Origin of the sequence: Mesotoga sp. HF07.pep.5.2.highcov, assembly GCF_003666285.1 — a bacterium.
GTDB classification, from domain to species: Bacteria; Thermotogota; Thermotogae; order Petrotogales; family Kosmotogaceae; genus Mesotoga; species Mesotoga prima.
Map to the genome: position 1 here is coordinate 1 of NZ_JFHJ01000222.1, position 676 is coordinate 676.

The 676-nt window shown below is 41.6% G+C and carries 2 protein-coding genes; one reads left to right on the top strand and one right to left on the bottom strand.

Going from position 1 to position 676, the window contains the following annotated elements:
• The first annotated feature begins 139 nt into the window (after positions 1–139).
• A complete protein-coding gene (locus BG32_RS15420) occupies positions 140–334 on the top strand; it encodes a hypothetical protein (protein ID WP_147434826.1) in 195 nt (64 codons plus the stop codon).
• Positions 335–484: 150 nt separating this feature from the next.
• On the opposite strand, the gene BG32_RS15515 is transcribed toward BG32_RS15420, so the two are convergent.
• Positions 485–676 (bottom strand): hypothetical protein (locus tag BG32_RS15515; protein ID WP_183084284.1); only part of this gene is annotated, 192 nt, incomplete at its 5' end.

A 676-nucleotide genomic window follows, 5' to 3' on the forward strand; every position in this document is an offset into this window, starting at 1 on the left:
ATGCTCATGAAAGTCGTGAAGTCTGTCGGCTGTGAATTAATTATATGGGGTAGTCATGTCAAGAAGATTTATGATTCGAACAGGGGTTTGCAGCCCAGTCAGCTTTATATATCGTTTACCAAACTCAGAGCTATTCAGAGTGAAAAGTGTTCCATTTCCGATCATTTATATTGATGAAAGACTTGCTATGGCCCATGGGAATACAAGAACCGTTGCGGCAATCATCGAAGGTCAGGATTCGATGGTCGTCGAGATAACAGATGAGAAGCAGGACCTTGAGGCAAATAAGGAATGTATAAATTGGTGCCTAGAGAAAGGGATTTTCGCATTATGACTTTGTTTGCAGAATAATTATCCACGAGGATTACAGAATGCTCTGATACGAAAGATGCGAACGTCTTCACGAAGAGTTGAAGCCGATGCAAAGTAGTGCGTAGTGAATACCCTTCCGGACGATTAGTTTAGTTTTATAGCTCGTATGTTTCTAGGTCTTGCCTGCCTTTTGTTCGTTTAGTGGTCTTTGATAATCAAGCGTGCTTATTACGAAGAATAATATGGCGACCGCAAAGCCTCCTGCCACAAAAACAAATGCCAGATTGTAGCCACTCAGGGCTATCAAAGAACCTATGAGACTTAAGGCAAGAGATTGAGAGAGCACCATTACTATGTTATTCAG